We start from the raw sequence: 20,483 nt of genomic DNA, 5'->3' as shown, positions 1-20,483 counted from the left end.
CTGATTACAGTACCAGTGCAGCGATGGACGCTGACAGGACGCTGACCAGCGTAGAACCGTAGACCAGTTTCAGACCAAAGCGGGAAACCACGTTACCTTGCTCTTCGTTCAGGCCTTTAATCGCACCGGCGATGATACCGATGGAAGAGAAGTTAGCGAATGAAACCAGGAAGACGGAGAGAATGCCTTCGGCGCGCGGGGAGAGGCTACCGGCGATTTTCTGCAGATCCATCATCGCGACGAATTCGTTAGAAACCAGTTTGGTCGCCATAATACTGCCCACCTGCAGCGCTTCGCTGGCTGGCACACCCATCACCCAGGCTACCGGGTAGAAGATGTAACCCAGAATCCCCTGGAAGGAGATACCCAGTACGGCAGCAAACAGGGCATTCAGCGCGGAGATCAGGGCGATAAAGCCGATCAGCATCGCGGCAACAATCACCGCCACTTTGAAGCCTGCCAGGATGTATTCACCCAGCATTTCGAAGAAGCTCTGACCTTCGTGCAGATTCGCCATCTGCAAATTCTCTTCACTTTCGTCCACGCGGTACGGGTTAATCAGTGACAGAACGATAAAGGTGCTGAACATGTTCAGTACCAGCGCAGCCACCACATATTTAGGCTCAAGCATGGTCATATACGCGCCCACGATAGACATGGAAACGGTAGACATTGCCGTTGCCGCCATGGTGTACATGCGGTTGCGGGACATTTTGCTAAGGATATCTTTATAGGCGATAAAGTTCTCAGACTGACCGAGGATCAGGGAACTTACGGCGTTGAAAGATTCCAGTTTGCCCATGCCGTTCACTTTAGACAGCACGGTACCAATAGCGCGGATGACAATCGGCAGAATGCGAATGTGCTGCAGGATACCGATCAGGGCAGAGATAAAGACGATTGGGCACAACACTTTCAGGAAGAAGAATGCCAGACCTTCATCGTTCATTTTACCGAACACGAAGTTGGTTCCTTCATTAGCGAATCCGAGCAGTTTTTCAAACATCTCGGAGAAGCCTTTTACAAAGCCCAGCCCCACGTCTGAGTTCAGGAAGAACCAGGCGAGCAATACTTCAATAACAAGTAACTGAATGACATAGCGAATGCGGATCTTTTTGCGATCGCTGCTGACCAGCAACGCAAGCACGGCAACGACAACAAGTGCCAGGACAAAATGTAGGACGCGGTCCATATTTGCTCCAAATATGAGGCAGGTTTAATTTCGCTGCACATTCTATGAAACAAGCGTAAAGAAAACGAGATCAAAGCCACACTATCGTTGAGTCCTGTGACGAGTTTCAAAAATAGTGACATACGATACATTTTTGTTATGTTATGTAAATGAGTTAAAAGTTAAGTTTGTGTGCTACGCTTCACAAAGGCGCGTGCTTCTGCCCGCTATCTATACTTCATTCCAGCCTGCTAATTGTTCTTCGCTATCACTGCAATCACGATAATCCTTTTAAATGAACTTGATAATCATTCGCATTTTGATAGCATTTAACATAGCAAAGGCTATATTACTGAGGCAAAAATGAGCAACAGTCGCGTTGATGAGAGTAGCAGTGGTAGGGCTGCACGCAAAATGCGGTTCGCATTGATGGGACCTGCGTTTATTGCCGCCATTGGCTATATCGATCCCGGTAATTTTGCGACCAACATCCAGGCCGGAGCCAGTTTCGGCTACAAACTCTTGTGGGTGGTGGTCTGGGCCAACCTGATGGCGATGATGATCCAGGTGCTGTCAGCAAAACTGGGCATTGCCACCGGTAAAAATCTCGCGGAGCAGATCCGCGACCACTATCCGCGTCCGCTGGTCTGGTTCTACTGGGTGCAGGCGGAGATTATTGCCATGGCGACCGACCTGGCAGAATTTATCGGCGCGGCGATCGGCTTTAAGCTGATCCTCGGCGTATCGCTGTTGCAGGGCGCGGTATTAACCGGTATCGCCACCTTCCTTATTCTGATGCTGCAACGACGCGGGCAGAAACCGCTGGAGAAAGTAATTGGCGGCCTGCTGCTGTTTGTGGCGGCAGCCTACATTGTTGAGCTCATCTTCTCCCAGCCGGATCTGGTTCAACTGGGTAAAGGAATGGCGATCCCAAGTCTGCCTACCACCGAAGCGGTGTTCCTTGCGGCCGGGGTACTGGGCGCGACCATTATGCCGCACGTGATCTATCTGCACTCCTCGCTGACCCAGAACCTGCATGGCGGTTCACGGCATGAGCGCTACTCCGCGACAAAGTGGGACGTCGCCATCGCTATGACCATTGCCGGGTTTGTTAACCTGGCGATGATGGCCACCGCCGCAGCGGCATTCCATTTCAACGGCCATACCGGCGTTGCCGATCTGGATCAGGCGTACCTGACGCTGGAACCGCTGCTGAGTCACGCGGCGGCCACCATTTTTGGCCTGAGCCTGGTGGCAGCGGGTCTCTCTTCCACCGTGGTAGGCACGCTGGCAGGGCAGGTGGTGATGCAGGGATTTGTGCGCTTCCACATTCCTTTATGGGTGCGCCGTTCGATCACGATGCTGCCGTCGTTTGTGGTGATCCTGATGGGACTGGATCCGACCCGCATTCTGGTGATGAGCCAGGTGCTGCTCAGTTTTGGTATTGCGCTGGCGCTGGTGCCGCTGCTGGTGTTCACCAGTGACAAGAAGCTGATGGGCGATCTGGTTAACAGTAAGGCGGTGAGACGGACGGGGTGGGCGATCGTGGTTCTGGTGGTGGCGCTGAATCTGTGGCTACTTATCGGGACCGCATTGGGATTGTAAAAAAGGCGCCGGAAGGCGCCTTTTTCGTATCAGTGACGGTGACCGTGCCCGCCATGACCATGACCACGACCGCGTGGGCCTCGATGATCGTCACGATCGCTCCAGCCTGCGCGGTAGCCACGCTCATAGGCTTTGCGTTTATCCCAGCCACGATGGTAGCCGTTATCATGTCTGTGCCAGCGGTTGCCGCGCCATTCATAATGTCGGCGCCAGTAGTCGCGGTCACGCCAGCCGCCGCCATCCCAGTAGTTACCATAATTATCACGATCGCCAATTTGTAATTTTATGGATGGCAACAGGGTGATTTCGCCAGCATTAGCGACCAGCGGGGCTGAAGCCAGTAATACTGCTGCAAGAATCAGAGACCTGAACATGGTTTTTCTCCTTCACGATCGGAGCCGTAATCGGCTTGTTAACGCAATATTAAGGGGCGGTAAAGCCCCGGATAATCGCTTTAACTCCTAATTCAGAAGGCGTAGCACTTTTTGCTAAAAGCGCTTTTAATTTACACTATTCAGAATTCCGTCGATTTCGTTCAGTTCCTCAGGCGTGAAGTGACGGTTCGCCAGCATTCCCACAGCATCATCAATTTGCGCCGTTTTGCTGGCGCCAATCAGCACCGAGGTGACGGCCTCCTGATGTAATACCCAGGCCAGCGCCATCTGCGATAGCTTCTGGTTGCGGCGTTCCGCCAGGGCGTTAAGCTGACGCACTTTCGCCAGCTTCTCTTCGGTGAGCTGATCCGGATTGAGGAACCGGCTTCCGCTGGCGGCGCGGGAATCTGCCGGAATACCGTTAAGATAGCGGTCGGTCAGCTGGCCCCCGGCGAGCGGCGAAAAGGCGATGCAGCCCACCCCTTTATCCTTCAGGACGCCCAGTAAGCCCGCTTCCGGGGTGCGTTCAAACATCGAATATTTCGGCTGATGGATAAGGCAGGGCGTGCCTAAATCATCGAGGATCTCAATGGCCTGGCGAGCCAGCTCTGCCGGATAGTTGGATAGCCCAACGTACAGTGCCTTGCCCTGGCGCACGATGTGGTCTAACGCTTTCATCGTCTCTTTCAACGGCGTTTCCGGGTCCGGACGGTGATGATAGAAGATATCGACATACTCCAGGCCCATCCGTTTCAGGCTCTGATCGAGGCTGGCAATCAGATACTTACGCGAGCCCCAGTCGCCGTAAGGGCCCTCCCACATGGTATAGCCCGCCTTGGTCGAGATGATGAGTTCATCGCGCCAGGCGCTGAAATCTTCCTGCAAGATTCGTCCAAAGTTACGTTCTGCGGAACCCGGCGGTGGACCGTAGTTATTGGCAAGGTCGAAGTGCGTAATCCCCACATCGAAGGCACGATGTAAAAGTTGACGGCTGTTTTCGATCAATGTGGCGTCGCCAAAGTTGTGCCACAGCCCCAGGGAGATGGCAGGGAGCTTAAGACCACTTTGCCCGCATCGTTGATAATTCATTGACTGGTAACGGTTTTGATTCGCCTGATAAACCATGAGTCTTGCCCCTCTGCGTCAGAATGTCATTCAGTGTATACGTTTACACTAAACGTCAGGCAGGCAGATTACCTCGCGAAAATACGTAAAGCATTATTTCCATGGGCAGTTTATCGCCATTCCTGGACAGCTATCACGCTTCTTCAATACTCAAACTGAAGTCAACATTATAAGGATAACTGTCATGCAAACCCCCTACACCGTCGCCGATTACCTGCTGGACCGTCTTACAGATTGTGGTGCCGATCATCTGTTTGGCGTGCCGGGCGACTACAATCTGCAGTTTCTCGATCACGTTATCGCCAGCCCGGATATTGGCTGGGTAGGTTGTGCCAACGAATTAAATGCGGCCTATGCCGCCGATGGATATGCGCGCTGCAAAGGGTTTGCTGCGCTGCTGACAACGTTCGGGGTAGGCGAGCTCAGCGCCATGAACGGTATCGCGGGCAGTTTCGCCGAGCATGTGCCGGTTCTGCATATCGTGGGTGCCCCGGGCAGCGCCTCGCAGAAAAAAGGGGAGCTACTGCACCATACGCTCGGTGACGGTGAGTTTCGTCATTTCTATAAGATGAGTGAGCCCGTTACCGTCGCCCAGGCGCACCTGACCGAACAAAATGCCTGCTATGAAATCGACCGGGTCCTGACCCAGATGCTTCGGGAGCGCCGTCCGGGCTATATTATGCTGCCTGCCGATGTGGCAAAAAAACCGGCCACGCCGCCTGTGAGCACGCTCATGAACCCTCTTTATGAGAGCGACAGTTTCCGTCTTGACGCCTTCCGCCAGGCGGCAGAAAAACGGCTGGCCGCGAGCGATCGCACCGCGCTGCTGGCCGACTTCCTGGTCCTGCGTTATGGCCTGAAAAATCAGCTGCAACGCTGGGTGGACCAAACGCCCATCGCCCACGCCACCATGCTGATGGGGAAAGGGATTTTTGACGAGCGCAAACCCGGTTTTGCTGGCACCTACAGCGGCTCCGCCAGCGCAGCCGAGGTTAACGAGGCCATTGAAGGCGCCGATACCGTGATCTGCGTGGGTACGCGCTTTACCGATACGCTTACCGCAGGCTTCACCCACAAACTTACCCATCAGCAGACTATTGATGTTCAGCCGCATGCCTCGCGCATAGGCGATGTCTGGTACACCGGGATCCCCATGACCCAGGCCATTGAGGTACTTTCCAGCCTCTGCCATCAGTATGCCCAAACCGGCAATACGCCTCGCCCGGCGAGACAGCTTCATGCGGTTCATCCCGGTTCGTTAACCCAGGACAGCTTCTGGAAAACGCTGCAAACCTATATTCGTCCGGGGGACATTATTCTCGCCGACCAGGGAACCTCGGCCTTTGGGGCTGGCGCGCTGCGTCTGCCGGATGAGGTAAATTTTATCGTGCAGCCGATCTGGGGATCGATTGGCTACACCCTGGCCGCCGCCTACGGTGCGCAGACCGCCTGCCCGGATCGTCGCGTGATTGCCATTACCGGCGACGGCGCGGCGCAGCTCACTATCCAGGAGCTGGGCTCCATGCTGCGGGACAAGCAGCGCCCGGTGATCATGGTGCTGAATAACGAAGGGTACACGGTGGAGCGCGCCATTCATGGTCCGAACCAGCGCTATAACGACATAGCGCTGTGGAACTGGACGCAGATCCCGCAGGCGCTCAGCCTGGATTGTCAGGCCGAGTGCTGGCGGGTGAGCGAGACGGTGCAGCTGGAAGAGGTGCTGGAGAGAGTCGCGCACCCACAACGGCTGTCATTGATTGAGGTGATGTTGCCGAAAGCCGACGTTCCGCCGCTGCTGAGCGGCATTATCCAGGCGCTGGAAGCACGCAAAAGCGCCTGATTACTTCTCATCGTTCCATGCAGCCATCATCGGTCTGCCCGCCAGCAGCAGCCAGGCGGGCAGCATCACAATACAGAGCAGCGGCAGCAGGGTGGTGTCCGGCACCACCACTGCCGCCATAAACAGGCTTAGCCACGCATCCCGGGTGACAACCAGCACCAGCCCCATAATCGAACAGGAGATGGTGATCGCCAGGGGAACCGCCTCTACATGTTCATGCAACATCAACCCCAGCGCCGCGCCGACAAACACCGCCGGGAAAATGCGCCCGCCGCGAAAACCGCAGGCCGCAGCCACTACCAGCGCCGCCAGTTTTATCAGCGCAAAGAGCAGATAATCCGACACGCTGAAGATCTGGCTGAAGGCCATCTGCTGCATCTCATCCAGCCCCTTAAACAGGGTGATATTGCCCCCGATTGCCCCAAGGATCCCCAGAATAAATCCGCCTGCGCCAAGAATAAGTACCGGGTGCTTCAGACGATGCATCAGACGGTGCAGGCGCGGCAGACACCAGACCGCCACCATCCCCAGCGCGATGGCGAAGGCGGCGACGATCGCGCCGCTGAAAATATCCACCATCTGCATCTGACTGTAGTGGGCAACGGGCAGTGAGAAGTGAGGATGAAAAAAGAGGCTGGTGGTCAGGGCTCCGGCGGCGGCGGATAAGAGCGGGGCGAACAGACGATCCCAGAGCGGGATCTCCGTGTTGCCGCTCAGGGTCTGGGAAAAAATCAGCGCCGCCGCGACAGGTGTGCCGAACAGCGCCCCGATGGTGCCGGCAGAGGCGAGAATGGTCCAGTCAAGGGCGTTTACCCGGGGGAAGGCCCGCGCCCCTATGGCGACGGCCAGGGCGATATTCACCGCCATCACAGGATGCTCAGGCCCAAGGCTGACGCCGCCCGCCAGACCAATAATCAGGGCGATAATCAACCCGGGCAGGGCAGCGGCATTGACCGGCGCGCCAATCAACGGCTCTGTGGCTGGATCTGGCCCGGCATGGCCCGGGCTGTAGCGTATCACCACTCCTACAGCGATACCGGTAAGCGTCAGGATTAAAATAACCCATACCGGCGAGCTTGCGTTAAGGCCGAGGGAAGCCGGTAATGAGGTCCACAAAACCGACTGCAGCACGGAGGCGACCTTCATGATCACAATCAGGATCAGGCTGGATGCAACGCCAATAATCAGCGCAGGAGGGGCCAGCAGCAGCATCGTTCTGGCTCGCGGATGGAGCATGATGATTTCCTTGTTAAAAATAGCTGTCTGTACTTTGCACGTTCAGCCTTATGGCAATAGTGCAAATGGTGCTGAAACGGTAAAGTTATTCTGTGATGAAGATCGATAATCCTGGGGTGCTTTTATCCAGGTCGTTGTTGTTCACGGGCCTTGAATTTAGAGTGTGCCAAACAGTTATTTTGACTTTAGCGGAGCAGTAGAAGAATGACAAAGTATGCTTTGGTAGGTGATGTAGGGGGGACTAACGCGCGTCTGGCGTTATGTGACGTCAACACCGGCGAAATCTCCCGCGCCAAAACCTATTCCGGGCTGGATTACCCCAGCCTGGAAGCGGTGGTTCGTGTCTATCTGACGGAGCATGATGTCAGCGTTGAGGATGGCTGTATCGCCATTGCCTGTCCGATTACCGGCGACTGGGTGGCGATGACCAACCACACCTGGGCATTCTCTGTCGCCGAAATGAAGGCCAACCTCGGCTTTGCCCATCTGGAAATTATTAACGACTTTACCGCGGTATCGATGGCGATCCCGATGTTAAAGCCGGAGCATCTGATCCAGTTCGGCGGCACCGAGCCGGTTGAAGGTAAGCCCATTGCCGTCTACGGCGCTGGCACTGGCCTGGGGGTTTCCCATCTGGTACATGTCGACAAGCGCTGGATCAGCCTGCCGGGTGAAGGCGGACATGTCGATTTCGCCCCAAACAGCGAAGAAGAGGGCATTATCCTCGAAGAGCTGCGCGCGGAGATCGGCCACGTCTCGGCGGAGCGGGTGCTCTCGGGTCCGGGCCTGGTGAACCTCTACCGGGCGATTGTGAAATCCGATGGCCGTCTGCCGGAGAATCTACAGCCGAAAGATGTGACCGAACGCGCGCTGGAAGATAGCTGCACCGACTGCCGTCGCGCGCTGTCGCTCTTCTGCGTCATCATGGGGCGTTTTGGCGGCAACCTGGCGCTGAATCTGAGCACCTTTGGTGGGGTCTATATCGCGGGCGGGATCGTACCGCGCTTCCTCGACTTCTTTAAATCCTCCGGTTTCCGCGGCGGGTTTGAAGACAAGGGGCGCTTCCGCGATTATGTCCGGGATATTCCGGTGTACCTGATTGTACATGACAATCCGGGTCTGCTGGGCTCGGGCGCGCATCTGCGCCAGACCCTGGGCCAGGTACTGTAATGGCTCTTCCCCGGTGACGTCTGTTCACCGGGGCATTCCCCTCACAGGTGCATCAGCTGGCGAAACTCTTTCACCTTGCTGCGACTCACCGGCACCTGAAAATCGAGATCCTTCAGCCGTAGAATGTAGGTGTTGTTGAACCAGGGTTCGATCTCGCGGATCTTGTTCAGATTGACGCAAAAAGAGCGATGGCAACGGAAGAAGTGGCTCGCCGGCAGCTTGCTGCAAAATTCGGTGATGTTCATCGGCATGACGAACGACTCGCGGCGCGTGTAGACGAAGGTCATCTTCTCATGCGCTTCGGCATAATAGATATCGTTCATCGGCGTCACGATGATGCGTTCATCCTTGATCAAATTGATCGTGTCATTTTCGCGCATGACCGGTGAGGCCGCGACCTGTTCCGCGCCGGACTGCTGGTGCCAGGCGTGTTCCAGCTTCTGCAGCATGCTGACAATCCGCGACTCCTGGTACGGCTTAAGAATATAGTCGAACGCTTCCAGCTCGAAGGCCTCCACCGCATGCTCTTTCCACGCGGTGACAAAGACAATAAACGGCTTACTGGCAAACTGGCTGATGTTTTGCGCCAGCAGTACCCCGTCCAGAGAGGGAATATTGATATCCAGAAATATGGCGTCTACCCGGTTGTGCTGCAGAAATTTCAGCACGTCCAGACCATCCTCAAAGGTGCCGACGATCTCCATCTGGCTGTGTTCTTTTATCAGCCAACTCAGCTCCTGTTGGGCGAGTATTTCATCTTCCACAATGATGACTTTCATGCGTCACTCCCTCTAAGGCAACAACAACGTCTGGGCATGAACGGCGGCGCGTTCGTTAGGAACATAAAACGCGATCTCGGTACCCGGCTCAAGGCGGCGAATGTGTAGCCCTTCACCATAGAGCAGCTTAACGCGGTGATGGACATTGAGCAGACCAATTTTATTGCCGGGCATCTCATTCGACTCCACCCGTTCAATCACTTTCGGGTCGATCCCGTGGCCGGTGTCGCGCACCGCCACCCGCACGCGGTTACCGCATTCGGCCACGCTGATGGTGACCACCCCTTTACCCTTGCGCGGCTGAATGCCGTGGACAATGGCATTCTCCACCAGCGGCTGGATCAGCAGGCTCGGGATCACGCAGTTCACCTCTTCATCGATGTCATAGATGACGGTAAGCTTATCGCCAAACCGCGCCTGTTCGATGGCGATGTAATCTTTAATCTGATAAAGCTCTTTTTTGATGTCGATCTGCTCGTCGTCTTTCAACTCAATGTTGTAGCGCAGATAGCGCGACAGATTGAAGATCAGCTGGCGGGCGGTGTCCGGATTCAGGCGGATCGACGAGGAGATGGCGTTCAGCGCATTGAACAGAAAATGGGGATTAATTTTACTCTGCAGGGCGCGCAGCTCTGCCTTGTTTGCCATCTCCCGCAGCTGCTCGGCACGGGAGACCTCCAGCTGGGTAGAGATAATCTGTGACAGCCCGACCGCCATCTCCTGTAAGGTCGATGTGATCTGGTGCGCGTGGCAGTAGTAAATTTTTAGCGTGCCGGTGACCACCCCTTTTTCCCAGAGCGGGATCACAAGCATAGAGTGGATCTCCGGGGTGCGGTGAGCCTCATCGTTATTCTTAATGATGATCTTGCCGCCGCTGATTGCCTGGCGGGTGGTGGGGCTGATGGTATCATCATTATCCCGGTAGTTTGCTTCACCCACGCCCACGTAGGCCAGCACCCGGTCAATATTGGTGATGGCCACCGCATCGGCGTCGATGTCGCGGCGGATGATATCGCACACCTGGCGCAGCGATTCAGCGTTAATGTCGCGAAACAGCGGCAGCGTCTTATTGGCAATATCCAACGCCAGCTTGGCCTGCCGGGCGGCGCTGGCCTCTTTTTCGCCTTCCACACTCTGCACCAGCAGCACGATAAAGCCCACGCAGACGCTACCGAGGATCATCGGAATACCAATTTTTGAGACGATATCCAGCCCCAGCGCCGTGGTGGGGGCCCACGCCACCACCAGGATCATGGTCAGGGTTTCGCAGAGCATGCCGGCGATGATACCCGCTTTCCAGTGCTGTTTCTTAGGGACTTTGCGGTTGATCGCCCCCGACAGCACGCCAGCGATAATGCTGGTGATCAGGCAAGGAACCGCAGTCACGCCGCCGATATCAATCAGGTAACGGTGGGTCCCGGCAATGAGGCCCGTGATGATCCCGACCCATGGGCCAAACAGGATCCCGCCAGACATCACGGCGATGATCCGCACATTAACCAGGGAACCTTCCACCGGTACCCCGGACCAGGTACTGAACAGGGCAAACATCGAAAAGATCGCAGTGACCGCCAGCAGTTCCCGGGGCGAGTGGGCAGACTTATGCAGCAGCTCGCGGAACAGGCGGATGCGAATGAGGAAAAAGAGGCAAATCAGCATTAACGCCGCGCGATCGAACACCGCCAGCAGCATATTGAATATTTCGTGCACGGGTAAACCTGGGAAAAGAGGAAAGAACCATGATAAAAAACCTGACGCTCAATGACCAGCCATCCCGCTCTTTTATAAAATGGGGATAAACCACGTTAATCAAAGGGGATTGTATCTAAGGTCGCATAAGCGGGCAGAAAAGCTAAAAAGCCACCCGGAAGTCGTAACTGTAATGATATTAAAATGTTAATAAAAGGTTTTAATAATACCTCTTTTCTTTTTTGCTTCCGGTTTTTGCCTCAGCAGAGTTCCTGTTTTAGCGCTACGCTTTTTTTTATTTCTTCCCCCCTCGACAAGGCGAATTTTTTCAGGTTATTTTCTAAGCACGCCACATCCGTGGCGACGTCGCTCGGACGGTCCGGGCGCTAACGTAATCTGAGGAATTTATGGCTGACTCCAGTCCTGAACGCCGTTTTTCGCGTATCGATCGTCTTCCCCCGTATGTGTTTAACATTACTGCTGAATTGAAAATGGCTGCGCGCCGGCGCGGCGAAGACATTATCGATTTCAGTATGGGTAATCCGGACGGCGCTACGCCGCCCCATATCGTGGAAAAACTCTGCACCGTCGCCCAGCGCCCGGACACGCATGGTTACTCAACCTCTAAAGGGATTCCGCGTTTACGCCGCGCCATTTCGCGCTGGTATCAGGAACGCTATCAGGTGGAGATCGACCCTGAGAGCGAAGCCATTGTCACCATCGGTTCAAAAGAGGGGCTGGCGCATCTGATGCTGGCGACGCTGGACCATGGCGACACGGTGCTGGTGCCGAACCCCAGCTACCCGATCCATATTTACGGTGCGGTCATTGCCGGTGCGCAGGTGCGCTCTGTGCCGCTGGTTGAAGGCGTCGACTTTTTTAACGAGCTGGAGCGCGCCATCCGGGAAAGCTATCCGAAGCCGAAGATGATGATCCTCGGTTTTCCTTCCAACCCGACCGCCCAGTGCGTGGAACTCGACTTCTTTGAGAAAGTGGTGGCCCTGGCGAAGCGCTACGACGTGCTTGTGGTGCATGACCTGGCCTACGCCGATATCGTGTATGACGGCTGGAAAGCGCCGTCGATCATGCAGGTACCCGGCGCGCGCGACGTTGCGGTGGAGTTTTTCACCCTGTCGAAAAGCTACAACATGGCGGGCTGGCGTATCGGCTTTATGGTCGGTAACAAGACGCTGGTCAACGCGCTGGCACGTATCAAAAGCTACCACGACTACGGCACCTTTACCCCGTTGCAGGTAGCGGCCATTGCTGCGCTGGAAGGCGATCAGCAGTGTGTGAAGGACATTGCCGCCCAGTATAAACGCCGTCGCGATGTGCTGGTCAAAGGGCTGCATGAGGCGGGCTGGATGGTGGAGATGCCTAAAGCTTCGATGTACGTCTGGGCGAAGATCCCGGACGCCTATGCCGCGATGGGGTCGCTGGAGTTTGCCAAAAAACTCCTCCAGGATGCGAAAGTGTGCGTCTCCCCGGGGATTGGCTTTGGTGACTACGGCGATACGCACGTGCGTTTCGCGCTGATTGAGAACAGCGATCGTATCCGTCAGGCGGTGAGGGGCATTAAAAGCATGTTCCGCGCCGACGGATTACTGCCCCAGGTAACAAAGCCGATGCCAGAGCAGGCGGGTCAGTAACCCCAAAAAAAACAGGCGCCTTGGGCGCCTGTTTTTTTGACTACATTTTCTTTGCTCAGTTCATCATCAGGGCAAACGTACCGACCCATGCGAACAAAATCACTGAAAAACCCATAAAGAAATATTTCACGTTCATCGCTCCGCGTATTTCGTGATACGCAATAAAAATAGAGTCCAACTGAGTATAGAGAAGTGAAGTCAGGCCGGGGCGGAAATGAGAATTATCCCGTTTCAGCGACGACTCCAGCTCAGAATTCTGTGCTTTCAGGTAGCCAGACGGCGCTAATGTACGCTTAAATTTCAGGAGTGACAAGAGGCATTTTTCTAAATAATTTCCACGACTTACGAGTGTCGTGGAACGGCGACAGTTTAATTTCGGCGGGTAATAAATTGTCGTTCGGCAAGATAGCGTGCTAACGATAAACCTGAGTGATTACAGGTGATTGAAAAGGTTAGTTTCTAAAAGAAACTAACCTTCAACGGGGTTAAAGATAGAGGGAAGCGTGCCCCACAGGACGCGTTTTAAAACGGCGATGCACCCATAAATACTGTTCCGGCGCACGCATGATCTCGCTCTCGATCACCCTGTTGATGTAAGCCGCGGCGGCCGCCTCTTCCTGAGGATAGTTCTCCATCTCCGGCATGATAAACAGGCGATAACCGCTTTTATCGTCTTTTCTGACCATGGTGACCGTCAGCATCACCGACTTTGAAAGACGGTGAATCACAAATGTGCCGTTAGTGGTGGCCACCTCCTTTACCGCGAAGAAGGGGGCGAAGCTGCTGCCATTGCGGCCATAGTCCTGGTCCGGAGCAAACCAGACCGCTTCGCCTTTTTTCAGGGCGCTGACCAGCCCGCGTAAATTATTGCGGCTGATCATCGCCTTATTTGAACGCATGCGCCCGCACGTCTGCACCCACTCCATCAGGGCGCTGTTATGTGGACGATAAGTGGCCATCATCGGCTGGCACAACCCCATCACCCGGCCACCCAGCTCCAGCGACGTAAAGTGAACGCCGATCACCATCACCCCGCAGTTTTTTGCCTGCGCGCGCTGCAAATTTTCCAGGCCTTCAACGTCAAACCACTTACGTACCCGCGAGTCCGGCCAGAACCAGGCCATCCCCGTTTCCAGTAACGCCATGCCGATAGATTTAAAATTTTCACTAATGAGATGATCACGCTCTTCAGGGGAGAGCGCCGGAAAACAGAGTTCGAGGTTCCTGCGAGCGATAGATTCACGGCGCTTCAGAAAACGACGCGAAAGACTTCCGGGGCTGGCACCGAGCCAGCGTAGCGCCGGATAAGGAAGTTGCACGAGCAGCCAGAGGACACCCAGACCAAACCATGTAAACCAGTAACGCGGGTGCAGAAGCGTGCGCGTGAATTTGCATTGAGACAAGATAAAACGACCTTTATGGAGAGTATATTGGTAGCCCCAGACTGGCGCTACGCCGGAATGCTATTAAGACCTGCGTTAATACTACTGGTTCATGGTGATTACCGTATATGCCCAAGGTCTGAAAAAAGGCTGTCGGCGCTGGGCGGCGTAATGTAGCACTGATATATCTTAACTGCTAACACTACTTTTTGCGCAAAAAATAACCCACAAAAGGGCTCAAACCGGGGCTATTTTTATCAACATTAAAACGCGATTAGTCAGGCTTTCCATATCCAAAATCAAAGCCGAGCAGCACGTTCTGGCGTATGGCATGATTCAACGGATAGCTGTAACTCTGCCCGATGCTGACCGTATGGATCGCCCGCAACAGCGTGCCGCCGCTGAGGGATGAGGGGGTATTGGTGATCGCCACTTCCGCTCCCTGCAATGCGTGCCGCAGCGACTGATAGGCCGGAGAAGCCGTAATACTGTTATTGGTCACGCTGCACAGGCCGAGCAGCAGGCAGATTAACAGCACCGGGAAGATCAACGGATGGCGGTTAAGCAGGCGAAAGGGCCGCCAGGCGGTAACAGAGAGCAGGGCGGAACTTAACGGCAGAAGCAGCAGATAGAGCAGTTTTGCCAGGTGGGTGAGGGCGCCGAGCAGGGAGAACATCAGCGCAATGGGAGGAACAATCACCGCCCGCGCCGCATCCTCGCCCCGTTTTTCATTTGCTCCGCCCGTGCCGTAGCTGGCCAGCGCAGCCTGCAGGCGGGGGAGTTGCTGTTGCACGGCGTAGTCAAGATGGGGAGCCTGCAGCGCCAGGGCGAACTGTTTCAGGGCGTCCTCTTTCGGATATTCAGGCTGCACCCGGGTTTGCAGCGGCAGGGCCAGCTTTTCCCGCAGCCTTTTCTGCACCGGGTCCAGCATAAAAAATGTCTCCCAGTCGAGGCGGGCCGGGATTGTCACCCCATGATAGAGCCCATTTTTCTGCGTAACGCTGGTATAGTCGAGATAGTCCTGATAAATCTCTGCGCGCGCGGCCAGCCAGAGTTTGTAATAGCCGAGGAGCCCGCCCTCCTGAACGCTGATGCTGTCGCGCAGGTTTTGCGCCGCCTCTCGCTCAAGCAGTTCGTGATAGCGGCTGACCGAACTCATAAGTAGCGGCAGCATCGCCAGAAACGCTTTCCCGGATGGGCTGGTCCAGGTTTCGCGCTGACTGCCATCGTCATCAAGCGGGATCCCCTCCAGCGTCTGGTGCCCGTCAATTAAAGACTGCTGATAGAGCTGCGCCAGCATCGACTTCTGGCGAAACTCGCCGGTACTTTGGGCGACCTGGCGCTCAATTACCCGCTCCACCGTTTGCCATGTCACCACGCCGGTGAGCAGACAGAGCGAGAACACCATGCCTGCCACCCAGGGGGCGGGAAAGGCAATGCCGCGTTTTTTCAGCCAGGCGTTCGCTGCCAGCACCAGCTGGAACATCAGCAGCGCGGCGGCGATAGCGGTTAAAGCCCGACCATAGCGCTCCATACTGTGGATATCGTCGGGGGTGGAGAGACTTCCCACCAGGTCGAGCAGGCGCGAGTTAAAGGCCAGCTCGCAGATGAGATAGGTGAGGGTGAGAAGAATAACCACTGCGTTTTGCCACAGCGGCAGCGTGGGGCGCTTGATATCGGCCCGGTTTTCCAGTTCACCGAGAGCGCGTTCCGTCATGATTTTAGCTCCAGGCTGGTCTGACGGGTGATCGCAGGTTGCCAGATCTGCTCCGGCAACGAGTTATCCAGCACCGGCATGACCCGGGGCGCGGGCGGTTCGGCGGCTTTATCCTGAGGCCGTTTTTTTACTCTTACGGGCGGCGCAGGGGACGCTTCTGGCGCGTTCAGGAACGATTCAGGTGCGCTATACGCGGGCTGCACAGGCGCAGGGCGAACATATTTCGGCGCTACACGCGCCCGGCTGGGATTCTTATCATGGCTAGCACAACCGCTTACGCTCAGAAGCAGCGTTAACAACACCACCCCGCAGCGGGGCATTTTTTGCAGTAGCACGCTCATCAGTTTGTCCTGACTCTGTCGCACAGCGGAGTGACGTCTTTTAAATGTAATCGGGAATTTTAATTCAGGTAGTTGTATCGCTTAAAAATTCTGCTTACCTCCCGGCCAGGTGCGCCAGCGGCATGATCAGCCTGCATTCACCCTCCTCACTGACGGCGCGCCAGCCCGCATCGGACGTCTCTTCCTGGGTAATGGGCATGCCCTGCGCGGTAAGCTGCGCGATCAGATCTGAGAATTCCGCCCCGGTCACCGGGCGGGGCTGCCAGAAAGTCTGTTTATTGTCGGTCAGGATCGGCAGAAGCGCGATCTGCGGCTGCGGATTGCCAAGCAGCAGGCGGACGACAAAGCCATACGGCGGCACGCCACGCGACTGGTATTCACCGTTACTGTTAAACACCCCATTGCCGATGCTGTAGACCACCAGACTTTCGCCCTGTTTTACCGCCTCGCCTGCCATGTGCGGCCCGGAGCCGATAATCAGGTCGGCTCCGGCCTCGCAGAGACGCTGCGCCAGCGCCCGCTGTCCCACCGTTGTCCACTGGTAATCTAGCCCCCAGTGAGCGAGCACGATAGTGGTGGCTGGCCGGGGGCGTGCTTTCTCCAGACGCAGCTGTTCAGCCAGGCCGCCGCTCAGGCAGGCGACCCCTGCCCGACGTGGGCGGGCATAAAAGGCGCAATCCTGCTCCATGTAGCGCCGGTACCAGTAGGCGCTGAAAATCTTGTACTGTCTGTCGCCCACCGTCAGCACCAGCGGAGCGTGGGCCTGCTGCGCATTGCGTCCGGCGCCGATGCAGGCAATGCCGCCGCCGCCAAACGCCGCCAGGGTGCTCTCCAGCCCCGGCACTCCGGCATCCATGGCGTGATTATTGCCAAGGGCCACCGCGTCGATACCCTGTTTACGCAGGGCGGTAACCGAGGCGACCGGATCCCCGGTCAGGCAGAACGGCTTTCGGCCTTCCAGACTGGCGCGCAGATCGGTGGCGAGGGCCGCCTCAAAGTTGGCAAGAGTGAAGTCGCTACCGCGCAGCAGGGGGGCGATGCCCAGAAAGCTGTGATCGTAGCCGTAACGTTGCAGGGCATCATCCAGACCCCGCGCCTGGCGCTTACGGGTATACCACTCCCCAAAGTAGGTGTCGCCCAACAAGGTGAGGGTCGCCACAGGTTTGTCGATGTGCCGTTCGACGGGCACCGGTGCGGGCTCTGCGCCATCCACTCCGGCCAGGAGCCCATCCAGCAGATAGTCGAGATGAAAGGCGTCATCCGCCCCGGCAGCGCAGGCCAGCCAGAGTTCGCCTGCGATCCACTGCAGCGCAACGCCCCAGCGTCCGGCGCAGAATTGTCCCCATGCGCTGCCGTTGCTGTGCAGGTTGCCGCTTTTACGGTAGACCCGCTCGCCGATGGCCGCCTCGTGCTCACCCAGCCAGGTAAGCCAATGCGGGTAGCGCAGCTGAAAATGGTGCATCAGCCTGGCGATATCCGTAAGCGTGGTGCGCTGGCCGGGGCGGGGACGACCGGAGACGTTATTGATATGGGTGTGGCGCATCTCCAGCTGGTCGACAAGGCTGCGCAGCGCCTTCAACGCCTCCGCGCTGCTGCCGGCCAGCGTTTCCGCCAGATGAATGGCGGCGTCGCAGGCGTTGTGGATGAGCATCCCCTGCACCAGCGATTTCACGGTTGCCGTGCTCCCCCGTTGCAGGCCAAGAGCCGGATTGCCCTGCAAAACGTGGGCAGCGATGCCATGCATCTCAACAGGCGTATCAAGGTCTATTTTTTTCGCCAGCAGCCGTTCTGCCAGGCAGACGGCCAGCAGCAGCTGGCTCAAGTACGTGGGGGCAAACGCGCTGTCACCCTGCTCAGACAGCCGGGTTTCGCCGGTGGTAAGATTCATCAGCAGGCGGGCGATTTGCCCTTTTGCCAGGGCTGGCGACGCGGTAAGTCGGCGCTTCAACAGGCCGACAACCCGCCTGAAGTCGGAATTACGCACGCTCCCTTTGACCAGCACGATATCGCCGTCGCGCAACGCTGGCGCAGCGGCTTCCACCAGCGCTTCTGCGGTGCTGAAATGACCGCTACGAACCTCCTCCGGCAGGGCGTCGTGCAGGGCACACATCTCGTCACCGTGCAGAAATGCCTGCTGACAGCCAGCCGCCAGCAGGGGCTGCGCCAGCGAGCGGTGGATGGCGGCGGACCGATCCCCGAGGTTGATGATCCGCCCCAGCAGGGCGATCACACGGCCGCCCCCTTCCTGCGCTCGCTGAGCGGCCACCTCAAACGCGTTGAGCATCGAGAGGTATTCGGCGTTATAACTGTCGTCAATCAGGGTGACAGCCCCGCCGCCCGGCAGCGGCAGCGCGGAAATGCCCATATGTTGATCATCGCTGCGCCAGGTTTCGAGGCTGGCCACGATCTCCGCCAGGCTCACCCCGAGCAGATCGGCGGCGATAAGCGAGGCCACCGAGTTAAGCGCGGCGCCTTTGCCCGGCACAGCCAGCCGGTAATTCAGGCTCTGCTGACGGAGGCTGAGCGTGATCAGGCTCCCGTTGGCATTCTGGGTAAACGCCGTGATCCGCACGTCGGCGTCGGCATCAAACCCGTAGCTGATGATGCGGGCACCGTCGCGGGTAACGCTGGCAGCCACAGTGTTATATCCGGCCATATCACGGTTTAAAATGGCGTAACCACCCGGAATAAGACCGTGACTGATGCGCGCTTTAAAGCGGGCCACATCGTCGAGAGAGGTCACGCTCCTGCCCACCTGGGTGAGGCCGATCTCGGTAATAATGACGATATGCGGTTTGATACGCGGGCCGATCCCGCCGTTGCGCATCCACAGAGCAGAGATCGCCACCTCCAGCACCACCGCCTGCGGATTGCAGACTGCACGCGCCAGCGTGATGGAGGCCCCCGTGCGGGTGTTATGGTTTCCGCGGCTCGCCACTACCGACATATGCTTTGTCAGGATGCTGTTGAGCATCTCTTTGGTCGAGGTTTTGCCTACCGTACCGGTGATCGCCACCAGCTTACCGTCCAGTCGCCGCCGGGCTTCTTCTGCAAGCCAAAGCAGGGCCTGATAGCTGTTGCCCACCACCAGTTGAGGGAAGTCTGGCGGGAGATCTTCAAGGCGTCGCTGGACGATGGCCCCGCAGTAACGAGAGGCGTGGCGGGAAAGCGAAAGATGAGTATCATCCCAGCCAGCGTAAACTCCGGTGTTGCCGGAGCCCTTGTGCCAGGTGTCGGGATCGATGGCGACAAACAGACAGGGATGGCCAGGCTGCGCCTTATCATGAAAAAGGACAATGTCAGTGGCGCACCAGCCTGCATCCGGGCGATTGTACCAGACGCTACCGGGTAGTTTTTCGAGTTCGGCAGCGGTCCATCCCGGGGCTTGCGTCTCTGCGCGTGGCTGACGGGGCGGTTTCTGGCGCATATTTTTATTCCTGCTTTTTTGGGCTTATCCGCGTAGCGGACAAAGGCGAATGGCGTTGATACCGGCATTCCCCGTCAAATTATGAAATTGCGGCGGTCTGGCGGGGCGTTCGAGCAGTTCTACCCGGTGGCCATGTTCCCGCAGCGCATCCGCGAATCGCGCCTGCAGATCGAACGGCGTATTGCGATCCTGCGGGTTGCCGATCACCAGGATCAACCGGAAGGGATCGGCGGCGATCCCGCTGATGTGGTCGAGGGGATCCCACGGGTGAGGGAGGCCGGTGCCGTCCAGTGCAGGCGCCGGGGCTTCGCCACGCTGCTGACGCAGGCGCTGCGCCCGCTCGAGTATTCCCCAGGCGCCGGAAGTAAGCACCGCGCAGGCGATGTCCCGGCGGCCGGTAGTCAACAGCGCCGAAGCGGCGGTGGCGCCTCCGCTGTGTCCGCTGAGAATAAAGCGCTGGATACCATAGCGGGCCTTGATAGCATTGAGGGCGGCATCGATAGCCTGGAACTCTTCCGCCTGACGACGGCGGTAATGGTTGCCGCTGGAGCCGTAGGTGCCGGGGCGGGCGATAATAATGGTCGGCAACCCGGTCTGGCGTAGGATCGCCCGTGCCTGACGGCGTTGGTCGGCGGCGGTGTTACCGGGAATGGTTTCGGGTGGACGCTTTATCAGCGAGACGCGGTCGCCTTTTAACATCACCACCGCCAGCGGGGCAGCCTGGAGATTTCCGGCGCTGAAATAGCGCATACAGGCGTTGCCTTGAGGGTAGTGTACCCACACGGCCTCGTCGCCGACCGGGCAGTGCTGTCGGGAGGCTGGCTGGTTCCACAGCAGCGGCGTCTCAGCGTAAGCGAAAACGCTGATTAGCAGCAGGATCCATACCGCGAAACATCGACTCACACCACCGCCCCGGAAGAAACAATAGACATACAGAATACACAACTTGTCATACATAATGGTATTATCTGGTTAGGA

At 57.0% G+C, this 20,483-nt stretch carries 16 protein-coding genes; 4 read left to right on the top strand and 12 right to left on the bottom strand.

The window, feature by feature from the left end:
• Positions 1–4: 4 nt before the first annotated feature.
• Entirely contained in the window at positions 5–1,192 is a 1,188-nt protein-coding gene (locus tag ACOKCT_RS08840) for a NupC/NupG family nucleoside CNT transporter (protein WP_103180623.1), read from the bottom strand.
• Between the two features lie 342 nt (positions 1,193–1,534).
• On the opposite strand from ACOKCT_RS08840, the gene ACOKCT_RS08835 reads away from it, so the two are divergent.
• Positions 1,535–2,776: an Nramp family divalent metal transporter gene (locus tag ACOKCT_RS08835; RefSeq protein ID WP_103180621.1), complete on the top strand. Its 1,242-nt coding sequence runs from the start codon at positions 1,535–1,537 to the stop codon at positions 2,774–2,776.
• A gap of 29 nt (positions 2,777–2,805) precedes the next feature.
• Here ACOKCT_RS08835 and ypeC read toward each other — a convergent pair whose 3' ends face one another.
• Together ypeC and mgrA are read right to left on the bottom strand one after the other, a co-directional pair.
• Positions 2,806–3,150 carry a DUF2502 domain-containing protein YpeC gene (gene ypeC / locus ACOKCT_RS08830; protein WP_103180619.1) on the bottom strand — a complete coding sequence of 115 codons (345 nt, stop codon included), beginning with the start codon at positions 3,148–3,150 and terminating at the stop codon, positions 2,806–2,808.
• Positions 3,151–3,276: 126 nt separating this feature from the next.
• Positions 3,277–4,275, bottom strand: a complete 999-nt coding sequence (mgrA, locus tag ACOKCT_RS08825) for an L-glyceraldehyde 3-phosphate reductase (RefSeq protein WP_103180618.1) — start codon at positions 4,273–4,275, stop codon at positions 3,277–3,279.
• Positions 4,276–4,459: 184 nt separating this feature from the next.
• Here mgrA and ipdC point away from each other — a divergent pair, with 184 nt between their 5' ends.
• A complete protein-coding gene (gene ipdC / locus ACOKCT_RS08820) occupies positions 4,460–6,115 on the top strand; it encodes an indolepyruvate decarboxylase (protein WP_156654996.1) in 1,656 nt (551 codons plus the stop codon).
• On the opposite strand, the gene ACOKCT_RS08815 is transcribed toward ipdC, so the two are convergent.
• Entirely contained in the window at positions 6,116–7,351 is a 1,236-nt protein-coding gene (locus ACOKCT_RS08815; protein WP_103180614.1) for an ion channel protein, read from the bottom strand.
• 204 nt (positions 7,352–7,555) lie between these two features.
• Between ACOKCT_RS08815 and glk the strand changes: the two genes are divergently transcribed.
• A complete protein-coding gene (glk, locus tag ACOKCT_RS08810; protein ID WP_103180613.1) occupies positions 7,556–8,521 on the top strand; it encodes a glucokinase in 966 nt (321 codons plus the stop codon).
• A gap of 41 nt (positions 8,522–8,562) precedes the next feature.
• Here glk and ACOKCT_RS08805 read toward each other — a convergent pair whose 3' ends face one another.
• On the bottom strand, positions 8,563–9,300 hold the full coding sequence (locus ACOKCT_RS08805) for a LytR/AlgR family response regulator transcription factor (RefSeq protein ID WP_103180611.1): 738 nt from the start codon (positions 9,298–9,300) through the stop codon (positions 8,563–8,565).
• A 12-nt stretch (positions 9,301–9,312) separates the two neighbouring features.
• On the bottom strand, positions 9,313–11,010 hold the full coding sequence (locus ACOKCT_RS08800; RefSeq protein ID WP_156654994.1) for a sensor histidine kinase: 1,698 nt from the start codon (positions 11,008–11,010) through the stop codon (positions 9,313–9,315).
• A 386-nt stretch (positions 11,011–11,396) separates the two neighbouring features.
• Here ACOKCT_RS08800 and alaC point away from each other — a divergent pair, with 386 nt between their 5' ends.
• Positions 11,397–12,638 carry an alanine transaminase gene (alaC, locus tag ACOKCT_RS08795; RefSeq protein ID WP_159339645.1) on the top strand — a complete coding sequence of 414 codons (1,242 nt, stop codon included), beginning with the start codon at positions 11,397–11,399 and terminating at the stop codon, positions 12,636–12,638.
• Positions 12,639–12,693: 55 nt separating this feature from the next.
• Here the strand turns inward: alaC and ypdK are convergent, their stop codons facing one another.
• The 6 genes from ypdK to ACOKCT_RS08765 form a co-directional block, all read right to left on the bottom strand.
• Positions 12,694–12,774 carry a membrane protein YpdK gene (gene ypdK / locus ACOKCT_RS08790; RefSeq protein WP_197080173.1) on the bottom strand — a complete coding sequence of 27 codons (81 nt, stop codon included), beginning with the start codon at positions 12,772–12,774 and terminating at the stop codon, positions 12,694–12,696.
• A 349-nt stretch (positions 12,775–13,123) separates the two neighbouring features.
• Positions 13,124–14,044 (bottom strand): kdo(2)-lipid IV(A) palmitoleoyltransferase, encoded by a 921-nt coding sequence (gene lpxP, locus ACOKCT_RS08785; protein WP_420193406.1) that lies wholly within the window; start codon positions 14,042–14,044, stop codon positions 13,124–13,126.
• 250 nt (positions 14,045–14,294) lie between these two features.
• The gene (locus tag ACOKCT_RS08780; RefSeq protein ID WP_420193382.1) at positions 14,295–15,737 is read right to left on the bottom strand and encodes a hypothetical protein; all 1,443 of its coding nucleotides are present in this window, start codon (positions 15,735–15,737) and stop codon (positions 14,295–14,297) included.
• Positions 15,734–16,078 (bottom strand): hypothetical protein, encoded by a 345-nt coding sequence (locus tag ACOKCT_RS08775; RefSeq protein WP_156654988.1) that lies wholly within the window; start codon positions 16,076–16,078, stop codon positions 15,734–15,736. The genes ACOKCT_RS08780 and ACOKCT_RS08775 overlap by 4 nt, the downstream gene beginning before the upstream one ends.
• A gap of 94 nt (positions 16,079–16,172) precedes the next feature.
• Positions 16,173–19,505, bottom strand: a complete 3,333-nt coding sequence (locus ACOKCT_RS08770) for a CapA family protein (protein ID WP_420193381.1) — start codon at positions 19,503–19,505, stop codon at positions 16,173–16,175.
• Between the two features lie 24 nt (positions 19,506–19,529).
• Entirely contained in the window at positions 19,530–20,408 is an 879-nt protein-coding gene (locus tag ACOKCT_RS08765) for an alpha/beta hydrolase family protein (protein ID WP_231736532.1), read from the bottom strand.
• Between the last annotated feature and the right edge of the window lie 75 nt (positions 20,409–20,483).

It is taken from the genome of Leclercia sp. M-A074-M (assembly GCF_965195605.1).
Lineage (GTDB): Bacteria > Pseudomonadota > Gammaproteobacteria > Enterobacterales > Enterobacteriaceae > Enterobacter.
This window is presented reverse-complemented; position numbering and strand designations above follow the sequence as displayed.